Annotated in this window: 10 protein-coding genes; 8 read left to right on the top strand and 2 right to left on the bottom strand. The window is 67.2% G+C overall.

The genetic code is table 11. The features are described 5' to 3' along the window. The first annotated feature begins 188 nt into the window (after positions 1 to 188). Entirely contained in the window at positions 189 to 2654 is a 2466-nt protein-coding gene (locus BTJ49_RS13770; RefSeq protein ID WP_113066002.1) for a cation-transporting P-type ATPase, read from the top strand. A gap of 15 nt (positions 2655 to 2669) precedes the next feature. Here the strand turns inward: BTJ49_RS13770 and cysK are convergent, their stop codons facing one another. Beyond that, the gene (cysK, locus tag BTJ49_RS13765; protein ID WP_113066001.1) at positions 2670 to 3626 is read right to left on the bottom strand and encodes a cysteine synthase A; all 957 of its coding nucleotides are present in this window, start codon (positions 3624 to 3626) and stop codon (positions 2670 to 2672) included. A gap of 275 nt (positions 3627 to 3901) precedes the next feature. Here cysK and recC point away from each other — a divergent pair, with 275 nt between their 5' ends. From recC to recD, 3 genes are read left to right on the top strand one after another with little or no spacing between them, the layout of a single operon-like run. Next, positions 3902 to 7183 (top strand): exodeoxyribonuclease V subunit gamma, encoded by a 3282-nt coding sequence (gene recC, locus BTJ49_RS13760; RefSeq protein ID WP_168184754.1) that lies wholly within the window; start codon positions 3902 to 3904, stop codon positions 7181 to 7183. Continuing rightward, positions 7180 to 10752, top strand: a complete 3573-nt coding sequence (gene recB / locus BTJ49_RS13755) for an exodeoxyribonuclease V subunit beta (RefSeq protein ID WP_168184753.1) — start codon at positions 7180 to 7182, stop codon at positions 10750 to 10752. Before recC ends, recB begins: the two co-directional genes overlap by 4 nt. Further along, a complete protein-coding gene (gene recD / locus BTJ49_RS13750) occupies positions 10749 to 12599 on the top strand; it encodes an exodeoxyribonuclease V subunit alpha (protein ID WP_113065998.1) in 1851 nt (616 codons plus the stop codon). The genes recB and recD overlap by 4 nt, the downstream gene beginning before the upstream one ends. A 75-nt stretch (positions 12600 to 12674) precedes the next feature. On the opposite strand, the gene BTJ49_RS13745 is transcribed toward recD, so the two are convergent. Further along, positions 12675 to 13685: an NAD-dependent epimerase gene (locus tag BTJ49_RS13745; protein ID WP_113065997.1), complete on the bottom strand. Its 1011-nt coding sequence runs from the start codon at positions 13683 to 13685 to the stop codon at positions 12675 to 12677. A gap of 291 nt (positions 13686 to 13976) precedes the next feature. On the opposite strand from BTJ49_RS13745, the gene BTJ49_RS13740 reads away from it, so the two are divergent. The 4 genes from BTJ49_RS13740 to BTJ49_RS13725 all read left to right on the top strand — a co-directional run bounded on the left by BTJ49_RS13740 (position 13977) and on the right by BTJ49_RS13725 (position 18459). Continuing rightward, entirely contained in the window at positions 13977 to 15191 is a 1215-nt protein-coding gene (locus BTJ49_RS13740; RefSeq protein WP_113065996.1) for a glycine betaine/L-proline ABC transporter ATP-binding protein, read from the top strand. Beyond that, on the top strand, positions 15188 to 16039 hold the full coding sequence (locus tag BTJ49_RS13735) for a proline/glycine betaine ABC transporter permease (protein WP_113065995.1): 852 nt from the start codon (positions 15188 to 15190) through the stop codon (positions 16037 to 16039). The genes BTJ49_RS13740 and BTJ49_RS13735 overlap by 4 nt, the downstream gene beginning before the upstream one ends. A gap of 31 nt (positions 16040 to 16070) precedes the next feature. Further along, positions 16071 to 17009: a glycine betaine ABC transporter substrate-binding protein gene (locus BTJ49_RS13730; protein ID WP_113065994.1), complete on the top strand. Its 939-nt coding sequence runs from the start codon at positions 16071 to 16073 to the stop codon at positions 17007 to 17009. 73 nt (positions 17010 to 17082) lie between these two features. Continuing rightward, complete coding sequence (locus BTJ49_RS13725) at positions 17083 to 18459, top strand: carbohydrate porin (RefSeq protein WP_113065993.1); 1377 nt, start codon at positions 17083 to 17085, stop codon at positions 18457 to 18459. The last annotated feature ends 204 nt before the right edge of the window (positions 18460 to 18663 follow it).

The raw sequence follows: 18663 nt of genomic DNA, 5'->3' as shown, positions 1-18663 counted from the left end.
CAGGCCACGGGTCCGCCGTGGAGTATCCCGGAGCGTATCTGCGTTACGCTTCGAACTGCCGGGGTGATCGGCATCGCCAACCGGGGAGGCGCGCGCGCATGGCATCCGTTTTCGATGTACGAGTCTGTTCCGAGGTAGACCGAGCGGCATGCAGGCTTGCCGATGGCGACCGACGCTGAGGTCGTCCCATGAAGCACCACGTTCCCCCTGAACGCTGGAGTTCGCCGTCCGACCCGTCGCGCGGTCTGGATCGCGCCGAAGTGGAGGCGCGGCGCGCGCGTTTTGGGCGCAACGACATGTTTGCGTCGCGCCGCGCCGGCTGGCGCGAGGTGCTGCGCGAGAGCGCGCGCGATCCGATGCCGTGGTTCCTGCTCGGCATCTCGCTGCTGTTCGCCCTGCTCGGCGACCACACCGAGGCGGTGGTGCTGGGGCTGGCGCTGCTGCCGATTCTGGGGATGGACGCGTATCTGCACCGGCGCAGCCGCGCCAGCGTGGAAGGTTTGGCCAGCCGGCTCGCCATGCGTAGCCGGGTATGGCGTGATGGCCATCTGGTCGAGGTGGAAACGGTCGATCTCGTGCCGGGCGATCTGGTGCGGGTGGAGGCGTCCGAATATCTGCCTGCCGACGGCGTGATCGTCGATGGAGAGCATCTGCAGCTCGATGAATCCGCGCTCACTGGCGAGTCGCTGCCGTGCCGCAAGCATCCCTGGACGGGTGCGATGCCCGAGGACGCCGAGATCGAGGATCGGCACTGGGGCGCGGCCGGTACGCGTCTGCTGACCGGTTCGCTGCAGCTGCGCGTGGTCGATACCGGTGCACGGACCCTGTACGGAGGCATCGTGCGCCTGGCGCAGACCGGTCCGCGGCAGCGCACGCCGTTGCAGCAGGCGTTGTCGTCGCTGGTGACCGCGCTGGTCGCCGTGGCCGTGCTGATGTGCGTGGCGCTGGCGTTGGCGCGCTGGTATCAGGGGCATGGCCTGCTCGATGCGGTGGTGAGCGCGTTGACGCTGGCGGTCGCCGCGTTGCCTGAGGAGTTTCCGGTGGTTCTGACCGCCTTTCTCGGCGTCGGCGTGTGGCGATTGGCGCGCCACGGCGCCCTGGTGCAGCGTGCCGTGGCGGTGGAGAACATCGGCCGTGTCAGTGCGATCTGCACCGACAAGACCGGCACCCTGACCGAAGGCCGGTTGCAACTGCGCACGCTGCAGCCGGCGTCGGATGTCGACGAGCCGGCTCTGCTGCGCGTAGCCGCGCGCGCCAGCCGCGAGGACAGTGCCGATCCCATGGACACGGCCATTCTCGAACGTGCCGGCGGGGCGGGCGGCGAACGCGCGGCGACGTTCCCGTTCACGGAGAAAGCCCGTCGCGAGGTGGCGGTGTTCGTGCTGGAGGATGGACAGTTCGAGGCCGTGGCGAAGGGGGCGCCCGAGACGGTACTCGCAATGTGCACGCTGTCATCGGAGGAGCGCGAAGTCTGGAGCGCGCGCGCCGGCGAGTGGGCGGCGCGTGGCTACAAGGTCATCGCTTGCGCGCGACGCGCCTTGCCGGCCTGGCCTGGCGGGGAGCCGGATCGCGAGTATGCGTTCGCCGGACTGCTGGGATTCGCCGATCCGCTGCGTGAAGGTGTCGCGGAAGCCGTCGCCGAGACCCGGCAGGCGGGTATCCGCGTGCTCATGATCACCGGCGATCATCCGCTCACGGCGCGCGCGATCGCCGTCGAGGCGGGTCTCGGCGGTGCGGCGCCAACAGTGCGCCTGGGCGAGGACCTGGTGCGCGATCTGCGTCGGGACGGCGTCGCCGCGCTGGCGGATCTCGACGCCGTCGCGCGCTGCCTGCCGATGCACAAGCTGGAGATCGTGCGCGCCCTGCAGGCGGAGGGCGAGATCGTGGCGGTGACTGGCGACGGCGTCAACGACGTGCCCGCACTGCAGGCGGCCGACATCGGCATCGCCATGGGCCGACGCGGCACGCGCACAGCTTCCGAAGTGGCGCCGGTGGTGCTGCTCGACGACAACTTCGGCACCCTCGTCGAGGCCATTGCCGAAGGCCGTCAGCTGTTCGGCAATCTGAAGCTGAGCTTCGCCTACCTGCTGATGATCCACATGCCGCTGGTGCTGACGGCCGCCTTCGTGCCCTGGCTGGGTCTGCCGCTGCTGTATCTGCCGATCCACGTGGTGTGGCTGGAACTGATCATCCATCCGACGGCGTTGCTGGCCTTCCAGCAGCTGCCCACCCGCGCGCGGCTGCAGCGCGTGCGCAGGACGACGCGGTTGCGTTTCTTCGATGCCCGCGAATGGGCGGTGGTGATCGGCGGTGGTCTGGCGCTGACTGCGCTGGTCGGCGTCGGTTACGCCTATAGTCTGGAATCCTCCGGCAGCGCCGTGCACGCTCGCAGCATGGCGTTGCTGGTGCTGGTCGTCGCCAGTGCGGCCGTGACGCTGGCGTTGGGTCGCGGACGCACAAGGGCGGCGCGCATTGTGCCGCTGGCGGCGCTGGCTTCGGCGATCGTGCTGCTGACGATTCCGACGCTTGCGGCAGCGCTGCAGATGCAGTTGCTGCATGCCGACGACTGGATGCTGGCGCTGGCCGGCGGCGTGCTGATCGGCGCGGTGGCTGCGTTGTTCCATCGGAGCCACCGCGTTGTGCGCGCGTCGTGAATCGATGCGGTGTCGTCAATCTCGGGTGGGCAGCCACGCATCGTCCGAACCGTCCGGGATGCCCTCGAACAGCGGCGTGCTGAGATAGCGTTCGCCGGTGTCCGGCAGCATGGCCAGGATCGCGGCGCCCGGCGGGGTCTTTTCCGCGGCCTTCAGTGCTGCGGCCACGGTGCCGCCGGCGGAGATGCCGACGAAGATCCCTTCCTCGCGCGACAGACGCCGTGCTGTTTCGAGGGCTTCGTCGTCGGTGACCGGGATGTTGTCGTCGGGTACGTTGCGATTGAGCACTTCGGGTATGAAGTCCGGCGTCCAGCCCTGGATCTTGTGCGAATTCCATTCCTTGCCGGCGAGTAGGGCGGCGACGGCCGGTTCGGTGCTGACAATGCGCACTTCGGGTCGCGCGACCTTGAGCATCTCGCCCACGCCGGTCAGCGTGCCGCCGGTGCCCCAGCCGCTGACGAAGACGTCGAGCCGGTGGTCGGCAAAGTCGCGCAGGATTTCCGTGGCCGTGGTGTTGCGGTGGTAGGACGGGTTGGCTTCGTTCTCGAACTGGCGGGCCAGGAACCAGTCGTGTTTCTTCGCCAGTTCCTCGGCCCGCTTCACCATGCCGGTGCCGCGTTCGGCGGCGGGGGTGAGTACGACGCGCGCACCGTAGGCACGCATCAGCTTGCGGCGCTCGATCGAGAAGGAATCGGCCATCACGGCCACGAACGGATAACCGCGCGCCGCACAGACCATGGCCAGCGCCACGCCAGTGTTGCCGCTGGTGGCTTCGATCACGGTCTGGCGGGGCTGCAGCGTGCCGCGTCGCTCGGCGTCGAGAATGATGGCTTTGGCGAGACGGTCTTTGACCGACCCGCCGGGATTGAAGGATTCGATCTTCACGAACAGCTCGCGGCCCTCGGGCGCCATGCGATGCAGACGCACGACGGGGGTGCGTCCGATGGTGTCGAGAATGCTTTCGTGGATCATGGCGGTCTCCAGTCGCGAAGCAGAATGCTGCGAACAGGGCGCCGGGCTGGGACAGACGCAAACGGCGCGGACGCTGCGCGCAAGTCGTTGAATGGGCATTGTGCGCTCTTTTCGGCGCGGCAGGCATCGTCCACGCGGCCGATACCGTGTGGTCGGCGGAACAGTCGATGCCAGACGTTGCGACAATGCTTGTCGCATCTCGCGAGACATCGATCGGGCAGGATGATGGGATACGCTTGACCCATTGCCGCGAGCCGTCAGGATCGACGCCCAGCATGTTCCATTTGCACTACGACACTCATCTCGATGCATTGGCCGATACCTTGGCCGATCTGCTGGCGCGACGCGACCCGGCACACTTGCTGCAACCGCAGACGGTGCTGGTGCCGCAGCCCGGTCTGCGGCGCTGGCTGGTGCAGCGGTTGGCCGAGCGGTACGGCATCGCCGCCAACCTGGAATTCATCGCGCCGGCCCAGCTGGTATGGCGGTTGCTGCGGGCCGAACACGCGGAGCTGCCGTCGGTGTCGGGCTTCGACCGGGAAGTCCTGCGCTGGCGCATCCTGGCGCATCTGCGCGATCCGGCCGCGCCAGCCGCCGTGCGTGCGTGGTTGGGCGAGGACGCGGATGATCTGCGCAGCTTCGAGTTGTCCGGCCATCTGGCGCAGCTGTACGAACGCTATCAGGGGTATCGGCGCGAATTGCTCGAAGGCTGGGCCCGGGGCGAGGACGCGGACGATCCGCAGGCGGAGCTGTGGCGGCAACTGACCCGCGGGGATGCGACTTCCCGCAGTCATCTGCTGGGGCAGTTCCTGCGGCGTCACGCCGAAGCGGATGCGCCCCGGCCCGCGCAGCTTCCGTCGAGCGTTTTCGCCTTCGGCATCATCAACGTGTCGCCGGACGTGCTGCGCGTGCTGGGCGTGCTGGGACGCCATTGCGCGCTGCATTTCTTCCTGCCCACGCCATGCCGGGAATACTGGGGCGACCTGCCGAATCGCCGGGAATGCGAGACCCGGCTGGAGGCGGGTGAGAGCCTGTTCGACGATCCGCCCAATCGCCTGCTGGTCTCGCTGGGCGGTGTCGGGCGCGATTTCGTCGCCCAGCTGTTTTCCTACGAGCACGTGCAGCCGGACGTCGAGACGTTTCCCGAGGACGAGGATCCGCCGCGCGACACCCTGCTGCAGCGCGTGCAGGCGGACGTGATCACGCTGTCCGCGCCCGATCCGGATATGCGCCGCGATGTGCACGATCCGGCGGATCGTTCGTTGCAGGTGCACGTCTGCCATTCGCCGCTGCGCGAAGTGCAGGTGCTGCACGATCAGTTGCTGGACCGCCTGAAGCAGGACCCGGAACTGCAGCCGCGCGACATCGCGGTGATGGTGCCGGATCTCGCCCGGTACGCGCCGTGCATCGAGGCGGTGTTCGGCGCGTTGGGCGTGGACGACCCGCGGCGTATTCCGTGGACCGTGGCCGACCGCCCGCTGGCCGAGACGCATGCGCTGGCGGCGCTGTTCCTGCGGCTGCTCGATCTGCCCGCCTCGCGGCTGACGGCCAGCGAAGTGCTGGAGGTGCTGGCGGTGCCGGCCGTGCTGCGCGGCTTCGGCCTCGACGAGGACGTGCTGGAGACGGTGCGCGCATGGGTGCGCGACGCCGGCGTCCGCTGGGGCGAGGACGCCGAGGATCGGCTGGCGCATGGTCTGCCCGCGTTCGAGGAATACAGCTGGCGCTTCGGCCGACGGCGTCTGCTGCTGGGCTACATGAGCGGCGAGGCGACATCCGGTGCGTTGTTGCACGGGATTGCACCGCTGACCGACATCGAGGGCGCGGACACCGCCGCGCTCGGCGCCTTGTTTTCGGTCCAGCGCATTTTGCGGACTCTGCGTCATGCGCAACGGCGTCCGCAACCGCCCGGCGCGTGGCAGACCCTGATCAACGAGGCGCTGGATCGCCTGGTGCCACAGCCGGAAGGCCGCGACGAGGAACGTGCGCTGGAAGCCGCTCGAGCCGCCCTGCGTGCGCTGGCCGAGCACAGTGCGGAGGCTGCGTTCGACCAGCCTCTGGATTGGCGCACGGTGCGCGCTTTCGCGCAGGAACAGCTGCGCGAGCAGGCGCCGCAGCAGCGCTTCCTGGCCGGCGGCGTCAGCGTCTGCGGTCTGGTGCCGTTGCGCAATGTGCCGTTTAAGCTGATCTGCGTGCTGGGCATGGATGCCGACGCGTTTCCGCGCCGCGATCCCGCTGACGCGTTGAACCGCATGCTGGTCGGTCGTCGCATGCCGGGCGACCGCTCGGTGCGCGAGGACGATCGCTATCTTTTCCTGCAGACGCTGATGGCCGCCGAGCGGCAGCTGTATCTCAGCTACACCGGCATCGATCTGCGCAAGGGCACGGCGATCGAGCCGTCCGTGGTGTTGAGCGAGTTGCTCGACCATGTCTGCGAGGGGTATTTCCGCGATCCTGCCGCTGCGCGCAAGCAATTGGTCACGCAGCATCCGATGCAGGCGTTCTCATCGCGCCTGTTCGTTCCGGATGATGTGCCCATGCACGATGCGAACGTGTTCACTTATCGCGACGAATGGCTGGAGGCGGCGCGTCCCGCGCCGCGCCGCGTCGAGCCGGTCGTGTTCGCCGACGACGCATGGTCGGCGGAGAATGAAACGGAAGCGGTCGAGCTGGCTGCGTTGCGGCAGTTCTTCCGCAATCCCGCCGCGGCGTTCCTGCGGATCGAGGCGGGCATCACGTTGTCCGCGCCGGACGAGGAGGTCGACGAACGTGAGCCGCTGACGCTCGAACCGCTGCAGCGACATCGCCTTGACACAGTGCTGGCCGCGAACGTCGATGATACGGCCGGACAGACCCTGGAGGCCCTGCGCGCGCAGGCGCTGTTGCCGCCGTTGGCCTGGGGCGAGACGGCCCTGCGCGACACCCTGCAGTCGCTGGGACCGGGATTGCGGCAATGGCAGGCATGGCGGCAGGCGCATCCACCGCAGGCGCCGCATCGTTTCCGCCTGGATCTGGGCGAGGGGAGGGTGCTGACCGGCGTGCTCGAGGAACTCCACGAAGGCGGATACGGCGCATGGGTCGGTGCTTCGCACAGCGCAGGCGGCTGGATGCACTGGTGGTTGGGCGCCCTGGCTGCGCGCGCACTGGAAATCGCGCCGGATTGCCTGGCCTGGGGGCGCGACAGCGGAAAGGCATCCTGGCGATTGCCGTGGCGCCCGGCCATGCCCACGGCCGCGGAAGCGTGTGCGCATCTGCGCGTGTTGCTGGACGTGCATCGCGAAGGCCGGCGCGAGGCGTTGCCGCTTCCTTTGCGCACAGCCTTCGCCTGGGCGGAGAAGCGCGCAGCCGGCGAGGATGAGGCGGCGGCATGCAAAGCCGCGCAAGGCAGCTGGGCAGGGGGGTACAACACCTACGCCGAGGCCGGCGATGCCTGGTTCGCGTTGGCCTTCCGCGGTCGCGAGCTGTTCGATGGCGCGGCGTTGCAGGGGCGTTTCGAGGCTCTTGCCGCGCATGTCCATCTGCCGTTGTGCCAAGCGCTGCGGAACGGAGGTGCGCCATGAACGAGGTGTTGCGGAATCTGGCCGACACCGACATGGCGCTGCGCGTGCCGTTGGCCGATGTGCAGCAGATCGAGGCCAGCGCCGGCACGGGCAAGACCTACACCATCGCCGGGCTGTATGCGCGGCTGGTGGTCGAGCGAAATCTGGAAACGCGGCAGATTCTGGTAATGACGTTCACCAAGGCCGCGACCGAGGAACTGCGTCAGCGCCTTCGGCAGCGCCTGGCCGTGTGCGCGCGGGTCGCGGCGCAGCCCTGGATCGATTCTGACGCCGCACTTCCGGACACCCTGGACGGCGAGCAGCGCTGGGCGCTGGCGCTGCTTCGCCGCACGCTGGAGTGCGGCGAGGAAGCACCGTCCGATCTGGCGCATCGCCTGCAGCAGGCCGTGACGCGCATGGACGAGGCGGCGATTTTCACCATTCACGGATTCTGCCAGCGCGTGCTGGGTGAGCATGCAGCGCTGATCGAAGGTGTCAGCGAAACCCGCACGCTCGAACCCTCCGACGACGATCTGCTGGCGTCCTTCGCCGCCGACGCGTGGCTGCGCTGGGGCAGCGCCGAGGACATCGTCGACCGGCACGCGTTGCTGACGCTCGGCTCGACGCCGGAGGCGCTGGCCACGACGCTGAAGCCCCTCATCGACTTCCATGGCCGCATCGAACCGCTCCCGTCGCCGGATGCCGACGCGATGGCGCCTTGCCAGCCCGAAGACGTCGACGCGGCGCGCGAGGCGTTGCACCGGATCTGGAGCGAGGCGGGTGAAGAGGCCGTGGCCGTGTTCCGGGCGGCGTTCGAGGCGGGTCATCTGCACGGCGGGCGGTACAAGTCCGATAGCGTGGAGGGCCTGCGCGACCTGCACCGGCAACTGGCCGAGGGCGGACGGCCGGCACCGAACCTGCTGCAGAAATTCGCCGGCGAGAAACTGGCCGCTGCGGTCAAGAAGAACAAGCCGCCGTTCGCGGGGCATGCGGCGTTCACGGCCATCGACGACTGGCTGCGTGCCGAGTCCGCCTACGCGGACCAGGTCCGCGCCCGGACGCCGGTCGTGCTGCATGCATTGCTGCGCGAAGCGCGTGAGGGGCTGGCCGCGCGCAAGCGCGATCTGTCACGCCTGTCCTACGCCGACCAGATCGAATGGGTGCATCGCGGTCTCGACGACGGCGCGCGCGGCGAACGTCTGCGCCAGGCGCTGCATGCGCAATATCCGGTCGCCCTGGTCGATGAATTCCAGGACACCGATGCGCGTCAGTTCGAGATCTTCCGTCGGCTCTACGCCGAGCAGGGCGTGCTGTTCTGCATCGGCGACCCCAAGCAGGCCATTTACGGCTTCCGTGGCGGCGACGTGCATGCCTATTTGCGCGCCAAGCGCCTGGCCGCGGCGCACTGGTCGCTGGATCACAACTACCGTTCCGCTGCCGGATTGCTGACCGCCTGCGAAGCCCTGTTCAGCGGGCGCGAGGATGTCTTCGTCGAAGACGGCATTGCCTTCGAATCGGTGCAATCGGGCGGCAAGGAAGCGGATGGCGCCTTGCGTCGGAACGGCGAGCAGGTCGCGCCGATGACGCTCTGGCGACTGCCCGACGAGGCGCCGCCCGGTGGACGCGAAGCGCTTGAAGAAAGTCTCGCCCTCGCTTGCGCCGGCGAGGTGGCGCGTTTGCTGACGCCCGAGACGGCGCAGTTGCGCGAGGTATCGGTCGCGCCCGGCAGCATTGCGGTACTGGTCGACTCGAACCGGCAGGCCATGCGCGTCCAGGATGCATTGGCGGCCTGCGGTGTACCCGCCGTGTGCCAGCGGCGCGAGAGCGTCTACGCCACGCAGGAGGCCGTCGAACTGTGCCGCATCCTCGATGCCTTGCTGGCGCCGCGTCATGCCGGACTGGCGCGCGGCGCGCTGTGCACACGCCTGCTCGGACGTCGCCTCGGCGATCTGCGGACCATGCAGGATCACGATGCCGACTGGCGCGACGAACTTGACGACCTGCGCGCACGCTGGCTGGAGCGCGGCGTGCTGGCGATGCTGGAGCGTCTCGGCGAACGGCACGCGCGCCGGCTGCTGGCCGAACCCGACGGCGAGCGCTGTCTCAGCAATCTGATGCAGTTGGGCGATGCGTTGCAGGCCGAGGCGCGTCGTCTGTCCAGCGCGCGTGCGCAGCGCGACTGGCTGGCGCGGCGCATGGCCCTGGCCGACGCTGGCAACGAGAACGAGCAGTTGCGTTTGGAAAGCGATGCCGAGCGTGTGCAGATCATGACCGTGCACGCCAGCAAGGGACTGGAATTCGATCTGGTGTTGCTGCCGTTCGCCGCGTTGATGCAGGCGCGCAAGCCGGAGAAGGGCGGGTTCGCGCGCTATCACGACGGCGATGATCTGGTGCGCCGATTCATCGCCAGCGGATCCGGTGATCGTGACCCGGACGATGACGAAGCGATGGCCGCTGCGCAGCGGGAAGAGCTTGCCGAGGGCGTGCGCAAGCTCTACGTCGGCGTGACGCGCGCCCGGCACTCGTGCTGGCTCAGCGTGCCAGCGTCGGGCAGAACGCCGGCGGGAAGCGTGCTCGGCTGGGTGCTTGCGGATGGTGTGGAGGCGTTGCTGGCACGCGGCGGTGCGAGCGTGGCGGAAGCGCCTTTGCCGGAGCCTGTGCACATCGGCGTCGCGCCGCCAGCACAGACGCCGCAGCTACAGGCGCGCCGTTTCCAGCGCGAACTGGATCGCGATTGGCGTCATCACAGCTTTTCGCGACTGGCCGAGGGTGGGCACTCGCCGCACTTCGACACCGACGCGTCCGCCGCATCGGCGACAGACGCCGATGCGCGCGTGCCGGCGATGGCCGGCGGCCTGCACGGAAGCCGTTTCGGCAGTGCAGTACACGACGCGCTCGAACACATCGACTTCGCAGCCTGGGCCGACGATGCCGGTGCGGTGCCCGATACGCAGCGCGAAATCGTGATGCGCGCGCTGGCGGCGCAGGGATTCAGCGGAGCGGCGGCGCAGCGTTCGGTCGAGGACCTTCTGCGCCGCACACTGCGCACGCCGGTGGTCGACGACCTGTGTCTGGCCGCGCTCCCGGAGAGCATGCGGCGTGCCGAAATGGTGTTTGATTTCGGCATGGAAGGGGCCGACCCGCAGCAGTTGCTGGACGTGCTGCATGTCCATGGCTACCAGTTGCAGCGCGAGCGCTTCGCCCATGTCGGCGGACGCCTGCGCGGTCTGATGAACGGCATCATCGATCTGGTCTTCGTGCATGCGGACCGCTGGTGGATCGCCGACTACAAGACCAATCATCTCGGCGACCGCGTCGCCGACTACGCGCCCGAGCCGCTTCGCGTGGCCGTGCACGACAGCGACTATGATCTGCAATACCTCATCTACACCGTGGCCCTGCATCGCTGGCTTCGCCAGCTGCGCGGCGATGACTACGACTATGCGCGCGATTTCGGCGGCGTGCGCTACCTGTTCCTGCGCGGGATGGGCGTGGGTCCGGAAGGCAACGGCATCCATGCGGATCGTCCGCCGCCCGAACTGGTTTTCGCCATGGATGCGCTGTTGCGTGCGCCCGGAGGCCGGTCATGAATCCGCGTGGCGATCTGCTTGATCGACTGCAGGCGCGCGGCGTGCTGCGCCCGCTCGATATTGAACTCGGCCGCTGCCTGCTCGATCTGGAGGCGGATGTGCCGATGGAGCTGGGGTTGCTGGCCGCGGCGGCTTCGCTGGCGGTCTCGCAGGGGCACAGTTGTCTGCCGCTGTCGCAACTGCCGGCCGTACTCGGCGAAGCCTGCGGTGACGATGATGCGCTGCCGGAACTTCCGGCGGTCGAGCATCTGCAGCAGGCGCTGCAGACGAGCCGTTGGGCAGCGCCGGCGTCGGATGCGGCCGTCGAGCCGCTGCTGTACGACGAAGAGCGTGTCTGGCTGGGACGCTATTTCCATCACGAAGGCCGGGTGGCGCAGGTGCTGCGCCGCCTGCTTTCGGCACCGGCGCCGGCTGTGGATGCGGACGCTCTGCGCGCGGCGCTCGACCCTTTCTTTGCGTTGGGGGGCGCTGAGCCGGACCGGCAGGCGCTGGCGGCCCTGACCGGTCTGATCTCCCCGCTGACCGTCATCACCGGCGGGCCGGGCACCGGCAAGACCACCACGGTGCTCTGGCTACTGGCGGCCTGGATCGGGCAGCGGCGGGCTTCGGGACAGGCCGCGCCGCGCATTCATCTGGCCGCGCCCACGGGCAAAGCCGCTGCACGGCTCAGCGAGTCGCTGCGCGAGCGCATCGATGCGCTGAAGGTGGACGAGGACGTGCGGCAAGCGTTGCCGACCACGGCGTCGACCCTGCACCGTCTGCTCGGCGTGCGTCGCGGCAGCACGCACTTTCGCCATCACGCCGGGTACCCGCTGGATACCGATCTGGTCGTCGTCGACGAAGTGTCGATGGTCGATCTGCCGTTGATGGCAAGGTTGCTGGACGCGCTGCCGGAGGGCGCGCGCCTGGTGCTGCTTGGCGACCGCGACCAGCTGGCTTCGGTCGAGGCCGGCAACGTGCTCGCGACCGTGTGCGCCGCTGCCGGCGAGGGCGCGGTGTCGCCCGCACGTGCGGCGCTGGTGCATGCGGTGACAGGCGCGTGGGTGAACTCGCATGCGGATGCTGGGCGGTTTGCCGATGCGGTGGTCGAGTTGCATCGTTCGCATCGTTTCGACGGCGACAGCGGACTGGGGCAGGTGGCCGCGATGATCCGCGCCGGCGAAGGCGATGCGCTATGTCGCGGGCTGACGGAAGCGACCTACGTGGATGTGCACCTGGACGAGGGGGCTGCACAGCACCCGCCGACGGCGCTGGTCGGGCGGCACGTCGAACGCTTCGCAGCGCTGGCGCACTGCGACGATCCCCGCGAAGCGTTGGCGATGTCCACCCGGCATCGAGTACTGACTGCGTTGCGCGATGGAGCCTGGGGCAGCCACACGCTGAACGAGGCCTTCGAGCGGACCCTGCGGCAGCGTGCAGGGGCGGAGCCGGATGCGTTGTGGTATCCGGGCCGTCTGCTGCTGGTGACCCGCAACGCCTACGGCGTGTCGTTGTTCAACGGCGACATCGGCGTGGTGCTGTCCGATGCCGAAGGCGTGCTGCGCGCCTGGTTCCCGGACGCCGAGGGCGGCGTGCGCAAGCTGGCCCTGGCGGCGCTGCCCGAATGCGAAAGCGCCTACGCCATGACCATCCACAAGAGCCAGGGCTCGGAATTCGAGGCGGTCGACATCGTGCTGCCGCCGCACGATGCGCGCGTACTCGGCCGCGAGCTGCTCTACACCGCCGTGACCCGCGCGCGTCGTCAGGTCACGCTGGTGGCGACGCCGGGCACGCTGCGCCGCACCGTGGCTCGTAGCACGCGTCGCTTCAGCGGTCTGGCGGCACGTTTGACGGCGTCTTCGGACTGAACGCGTCATCGCCATCACGGTAGATGGATCTGGGTCGCGCGTGGATTTTCGAAGCGTATGCGCAGGCGTGGGGTGTCAGGCGTTCGGGTAGTAGCTGCGATACCACTCCACGAAACGTTCCACGCCGACTTCGATCGGCGTCGACGGTGCATAGCCGACATCGCGGTGCAGCGCTTCGACGTCGGCCCAGGTGTCGGCCACGTCGCCGGGTTGCATCGGCAGCAGATTCTTCTTCGCTTCGCGACCCAAGTGCTGTTCCAGCAGTTCGATGAAGCGCATCAGTTGCACCGGCTTGCCGTTGCCGATGTTGTACAGCCGCCAGGGAGCGCTGGAGCGGTCGGCGACCGGGTGCGCGGGGTCGTAGTCGGGGTCCGGCTGCGCGGGATGATCCAGGCAGCGGATCACGCCCTCGACGATGTCGTCGATGTAGGTGAAGTCGCGGCTGTGGTGGCCGTGGTTGAACACGTCGAGCGTCTCGCCGCGCAGAATGCGGTCGGCGAACAGCATCGGCGACATGTCCGGACGGCCCCACGGGCCGTAGACGGTGAAGAAGCGCAGACCGGTGGTCGGCAGTCGGTACAGATGGCTGTACGTGTGCGCCATCAGTTCATCGGCGCGCTTGGTCGCGGCGTACAGACTGACCGGGTGATCGACGGCGTGACGCGTGGAGAACGGCATGTCGCGGTTGTCGCCGTAGACCGAGCTGGATGAGGCGTAGACCAGGTGCTCGACGCCACCATGACGGCAGGCTTCGAGCAGGTTGACGAAGCCGACCACGTTGCTCTGCACATAGGCGTGCGGATTTTCCAGCGAGTAGCGCACGCCGGCCTGGGCGGCCATGTTCACGACGCGCTGCGGACGGAAACCGTCGAAGGCGTCTTGCAGCGCCGTCATGTCGGCCAGGTCGATGCGGCGATGCAGATAGCGTGGATGTTCGCCGAAGCGGTCCACGCGAGCCTGCTTCAGTGCCGGATCGTAGTAGTCGTTGTGGTTGTCGATTCCGAGCACGTCGTCGCCGCGCGCGAGCAGGGCTTCGGTCAGCGCCGCGCCGATGAAACCCGCCGTGCCGGTCACCAGAATCCGCATCGTTGAAGGTCCAGATGTGTTGTTCGCAGGCGTGCATCTTAACGCTTTATGAGTTGCGGGTCGGCGACGACAAGACACTGCTGTCGCAGTGTTTTCGAGGTTTTCGGCCGCGCGGATACCTGCCATCGCAGGCTTGTTCAGGTTGAGCGGACATGCCAGAGGTACTACGGTGGTATGCATATCAATCTACGAGCCGGCCTGTTGTGCGGCGTCTGTTGTGGTCGTTTTTTGCGGTCCCCCGGGCGGTGCACCGACAGGGCGCGTTCCGTCTAGCGGAAGGGGCAGCAGACGATGGCCAAAATCAAGGTCGAGAAGCTCACCAAGATCTTCGGGCCGCATCCCGAGCAGGGGTTGCGCATGCTCGACGAAGGCAAGAGCAACGCCGACATTCGCGAAACCGGACAGGCCGTCGGCATCGCCGATGTCTCGTTCGAGGTGGAAGAAGGCGAATTCCTGGTGGTGATGGGGTTGAGCGGCAGCGGCAAGTCGACGCTGATCCGCTGTCTCAATCGCCTCAACGAGCCGACACGCGGACACATCTTCATTGACGGCGACGACATCACGCGCCTCGATCGCCAGGCGCTGCTGAAGTTGCGTCAGACCAAGATCAGCATGGTGTTCCAGCACTTCGCGCTGTTTCCGCACCGCACGGTGGTGGACAACGCGGCCTACGGCCTGGAAGTGCAGGGCCTTGACGCGGACGAGCGTCGACGCCGCGCCAACGAGGCGCTGGAACTGGTCGGTCTGGACGGCTGGGCCGATTCCTATCCGGGACAGCTGAGCGGCGGCATGCAGCAGCGCGTCGGCCTGGCGCGTGCGCTCGCCGTGGAGCCCGACATCCTGCTGATGGACGAGGCGTTCAGCGCGCTCGATCCGCTGATCCGTCGCGACATGCAGCACGAGATGATGCAGCTGCAGCAGCGCGTAAAGAAGACCATCGTGTTCATCACCCACGATCTGGACGAGGCCCTGCAGGTCGGCGACCGCATCGTGCTGATGAAGGACGGCCGCGTGGTGCAGATCGGCACGCCGGAAGAGATTCTCAACAATCCGGCCAACGCCTACGTCGAGCGCTTCGTCGAGAACGTGGACATGTCACGCGTGCTGACTGCGCAGTCCGTGCTGCAGCGTGCGCGCGTGGTCGCGTTCCCGAACGATGGTCCGCGCACCGTGCTGCGCAAGATGGCCGACGAGAACTACGCCAGCCTGCTGGTGGTGAACCGCGATTACACGCTGGTCGGTTCGATCAGCGCCGAGGCGGCCAGCAAGGCGGTCAGGGACGGTGTGGAACACATCGAGTCGCTGGTCGAGGAAACCCCGTCGGTGACGCCTTCGGAGTCGCTGATGAACGTGATCGGCATTCTCGCGGACTGGCGCTGGCTGCTGCCCGTGGTCGACGAAAACAACAAGGTGCTGGGCGTGGTCACGCGTGCCGGCGTGCTCACGGCGCTGGCCGAGAACAACGACACCTCCGACTCGGAAGCGGAAAGGAGTGACGCGGCATGATCCCCTCGGTTCCCAAGTTTCCTCTCGCGCACGGCATCGACGTCGCGCTCGACTGGCTGACACACAATTTCTCCTGGCTGACGCAGGCGCTCAGTCACGCCATTTCGGCGGTGATCGACGCCATCGTCGCCGGCCTGCTGTTCGTGCCGCCGTGGCTATTGATCATCATCGTCGCCGCGGTGGGGTGGCGCGTGGCCGGGCGGCGTGTCGGCATCTTCACGGCGTTGGGCCTGCTGTTCCTGTGGAATCTGCGCCTGTGGCAGCCCACGGTGGAGACCTTCACCCTGGTGCTGATCTCGACCCTGATCGCGGTCGCCATCGGCCTGCCGCTGGGCATTGCCGCCGCGTTGAACAAGCGCACGTCGAGAATCGTCATGCCGGTGCTCGATTTCATGCAGACCATGCCGGCCTTCGTTTACCTGATCCCCGCGATTCCGTTCTTCGGACTGGGCGCGGTCTCGGCCAGCGTGGCCACGGTGATCTTCTCCACGCCGCCGACCATCCGTCTGACCGCGCTGGGCATCCGCCAGGTGCCGGGCGACCTGATCGAGGCGGCCGATGCCTTCGGTTCCTCGCGCAAGCAGAAGCTGTTCAAGGTGCAGCTGCCGATGGCCGTGCCGACCATCATGGCGGGCATCAACCAGACCATCATGCTGGCGCTGTCGATGGTCGTCATCGCCGCGATGATCGGCGCCGGCGGACTCGGCGGCGAAGTCTGGGAGGCCATCCAGCGTCTCGAGCCCGGCAAGGGCTTCGAGTCCGGCATCGCCATCGTGATCCTGGCCATGATCCTCGACCGCATCACCCAGCGTATCGGCCGCGACTCGAAGGTCGCCAGCGCGCACTGATTTCCCTTTTTCCATCAGAAGGAGCGATTCCATGATTCGCACCATGTCTCTACGCAATACCTGTGTCCTGGCGGTTTCCGCCCTCGCGCTCGCCGCGTGTTCCAACAACGGCGGGCAGTCCGGCAAAGATGCCGGCGCGTCCTCGGCCTCGACGGCGATGACGGCCAAGCCGGCCGCCTCCGGCGGTCACGTCAAGCTGGCCTACGTCGAGTGGTCCAGCTGCACGGCGGCGACCAACGTGGTCAAGGCCGCGCTGGAGAAGAAGGGCTACACGGTCGACGCCGTGTCGGTCAGCGGTGCGGCCATGTACTCGGCCATCGCCAACGGCGATGCCGACGCCACTGTTTGCGCCTGGCTGCCGACCACGCAGGCCAACTACTACGCCAAGACCAAGGACCGCCTGGACAATCTGGGGCCGAACATGCAGGGCACCAAGCTGGGCCTGGTCGTGCCCGATTACGTCAGCATCGACAGCATCGAGCAGCTCAAGGCCAATGCCGACAAGTTCGACGACCGCATCGTCGGCATCGATCCGGGCGCGGGCGAGATGGATCTGACCGAGAAGGTCATCAAGCAGTACGGCCTGCCGTTGAAGCTGGTGTCCGGCAGCGGCGCGACCATGACCGCCGCGCTGAAGAACGCCATCGACAACAAGAAGTGGATCGTGGTCACCGGCTGGACCCCTCACTGGATGTGGGCGCGCTGGAAGCTGAAGTATCTGGCCGATCCGAAGAACATCTATGGCGATTCCGAGAATATCGACACCCTGGTGCGCAAGGGCTTCAAGCAGGCCGATCCGGGCGCCTATGCCGTGCTCGACGCCTTCCACTGGACGGCCGGCGACATGCAGCAGGTGATGGCCGCCGCGCGCGAGCCGGGCAGCGATCCGGCTTCCGCCGCCAAGAAGTGGGTGGCAGCGAACAGCGACAAGGTCGACGCGTGGACCGGCAAGGCCGCCGCGCAGCAGTAATCGCATCCGAGCGCCGGGCGGTGGAGCAGCACCGCCCGGCATGACTCCAATTGAAAAATCGAAGGGGATCGTCATGAACGCATCCACACGCGCCTGCGCGCTTGCCCTCGGCATCGCCGCGGCGCTGGCGGCGCCGTGCGCGGCTGCCTCCGGAACTTCCGGTCAGGGCAAGACCGCCAAGAGCGACCAGCAGAAGAAGGCCGACATGGCCGCACGCATCGAGATCATGCAGAAGCAGATCGACATGCTGCAGAAGCAGCTCGATGACATGCGCGCGCAGCAGACGGCGTCGCAGCAGCAATCGTCCGATACGCGCAAGAAGCTGGACACGCTGGCCAAGGACAACAAGAAGACCAAGGCGAAGGTCGCCAAGGTCGAGAAGAAGCAGAAGAACGGCATCACCGTCGGCGGCGCCATGCGCTTCCAGTACAGCTACGAGGACTACAACAAGAACAACGTCCACCGTACCGGCGACGCCGATTTCGACATCTTCCGCCTGAATTTCCGCGGCCGGGTCGATGACATCGAGCTGCAGGCCGAATGGCGCTGGTTCCAGTACATGAGCGCCGTGAAGTACGCGTGGCTGGGCTACGACTTCAGCAAGAACCAGCAGTTGCAGGTGGGCCTGACGCGCATTCCGTTCGGCAACCAGCCGTACAACTCGCACAACTACTTCTTCAGCTCGAATTACTACCTGGGGCTGGAGGACACCTACCACATGGGCGTCGAGTACGTGTACTCGGGCGATCCGTGGAACGTGCAGTTGGCCTTCTTCAAGAACGACGGCATGGGCGGCATCGACGGCTACGTCAGCAACCGCTCCAACAGCTATTCGTACAACGTGGTCGGCGTGCGTTCGCCGGGCGAGGGCATCTACGCCGATCCGCAGCATCCGGCGGCCAGCATCAACACCGCCGCCGCACGCGTGGCCTATACGTTCAAGCCCAACGACGATCTCAAGATCGAGTTGGGCGCTTCCGGTCTGCATGGCGGACTCGAGGGGCCGTCGTCCAGCATCGGCAACTATTCGGCCTACGCGCTGCACATGAACGCCGACTACAAGCGCTTGAACGTGCAGGCGCAGGCCTCTCGCTACGACTACAACGTCGACGGCGGCGCCGACCGTCTGGCCGTGGGCGCCTATGCGTTCTACGACACCATCGCCGCCAAGGCCGATTCCTACACCTTCAACGTGAAGTACCACCAGCCGGTGCAGTGGGGACCGGTCCATGGTCTGGATTTCTACAACGACTACTCGTTGATCACCAACAAGTCCGGTCAGTTGCCCAGCACCTTCATGAACATCCTGGGCGTGGGCGTGTCGGCGGGCGATCTGTACACCTACTTCGACTTCGTCACCGCGCGCAACCAGCCGTTCATCGGCGGAAGCATGGCCGGCGACGGCAAGGTGGAGCATCGCTTCAACATCAACTTCGGCTTCTACTTCTAGGAACGCCGGGACCGGAGAGTCGGGCCTCGCGTCCGCCACGCAGGTGGCGGGCGCGGGACCGCTCCCCGGAATGCTCGGCCGGGCGTGGCATGTCGTCTTCGGGCGGCCTGCTTTCCCGGCCATCGCGAGCGCCGGCGCCATGCGTGTCGTTGACACCGTGTGGGCGCCGGGCTAGCTTTCACATGACCCGAAACACGAACAAGG

Origin of the sequence: Oleiagrimonas sp. MCCC 1A03011, assembly GCF_003267965.1 — a bacterium.
In the GTDB taxonomy this organism is placed as follows: Bacteria; Pseudomonadota; Gammaproteobacteria; order Xanthomonadales; family Rhodanobacteraceae; genus Oleiagrimonas; species Oleiagrimonas citrea.
This window is presented reverse-complemented; position numbering and strand designations above follow the sequence as displayed.

Bases quoted from the DNA above. Each gene is read 5' to 3' on its own strand.
- BTJ49_RS13770 (WP_113066002.1), top strand. From the start codon at position 189: ATGAAGCACCACGTTCCCCCTGAACGCTGGAGTTCGCCGTCCGACCCG.
- cysK (WP_113066001.1), bottom strand. From the start codon at position 3,626: ATGATCCACGAAAGCATTCTCGACACCATCGGACGCACCCCCGTCGTG.
- recC (WP_168184754.1), top strand. From the start codon at position 3,902: ATGTTCCATTTGCACTACGACACTCATCTCGATGCATTGGCCGATACC.
- recB (WP_168184753.1), top strand. From the start codon at position 7,180: ATGAACGAGGTGTTGCGGAATCTGGCCGACACCGACATGGCGCTGCGC.
- recD (WP_113065998.1), top strand. From the start codon at position 10,749: ATGAATCCGCGTGGCGATCTGCTTGATCGACTGCAGGCGCGCGGCGTG.
- BTJ49_RS13745 (WP_113065997.1), bottom strand. From the start codon at position 13,685: ATGCGGATTCTGGTGACCGGCACGGCGGGTTTCATCGGCGCGGCGCTG.
- BTJ49_RS13740 (WP_113065996.1), top strand. From the start codon at position 13,977: ATGGCCAAAATCAAGGTCGAGAAGCTCACCAAGATCTTCGGGCCGCAT.
- BTJ49_RS13735 (WP_113065995.1), top strand. From the start codon at position 15,188: ATGATCCCCTCGGTTCCCAAGTTTCCTCTCGCGCACGGCATCGACGTC.
- BTJ49_RS13730 (WP_113065994.1), top strand. From the start codon at position 16,071: ATGATTCGCACCATGTCTCTACGCAATACCTGTGTCCTGGCGGTTTCC.
- BTJ49_RS13725 (WP_113065993.1), top strand. From the start codon at position 17,083: ATGAACGCATCCACACGCGCCTGCGCGCTTGCCCTCGGCATCGCCGCG.